Origin of the sequence: Streptomyces jumonjinensis (assembly GCF_009600885.1) — a bacterium.
In the GTDB taxonomy this organism is placed as follows: domain Bacteria; phylum Actinomycetota; class Actinomycetes; order Streptomycetales; family Streptomycetaceae; genus Streptomyces; species Streptomyces jumonjinensis.
This window is the reverse complement of sequence record NZ_VCLA01000207.1, coordinates 11,074-11,551: the sequence shown is the minus strand read 5'-3', so window position 1 is coordinate 11,551 and position 478 is coordinate 11,074. Positions and strand designations below refer to the sequence as shown.

The window sequence follows — 478 nt, the reverse complement described above, 5'->3', positions numbered from 1 at the left end:
CACCCTTCGGCCGACCCGTCGAACCCGACGTATAGATCACATACGCCAGCTGATCCGGGCCGACCACCGCCCCCACCGGCTCGGCCGACTCGGAAGCGATCTCGCCACCCACCTCGTCCAGCAGCACCACCCGCGCCGAGCCCACCGGCACACCCGCCAGCGTCGAACCCGACCCCAGCACAACGGTCGCGCCACTGTCCGCCACCATGTAGGCGAGCCGGTCCGCCGGGTATTCGGGATCCAGCGGCACATACGCACCACCGGCCTTCCACACCGCCAGCAGGGCCACCACCATGTCCACCCCACGCGGCAGACAGAGCCCCACCACACTCTCCCGACCCACACCCACACCGGTCAGATATCGGGCCAACCGATTCGAACGCTCGTCCAACTCTCCGTACGAGAGAACATCGGCACCACACCGCACCGCCGCGATCCCGGGCGTACCCTCCACCCGCGCACCGAACAGATCGAGGAT

1 protein-coding gene is annotated in these 478 nt (G+C 68.4%); it reads right to left on the bottom strand.

Annotation, left to right across the window (positions count from 1 at the left end; translation table 11 throughout):
• The coding region (locus tag FF041_RS37345) for an AMP-binding protein (RefSeq protein WP_194292376.1) at positions 1–478 on the bottom strand (478 nt) is incomplete at both ends.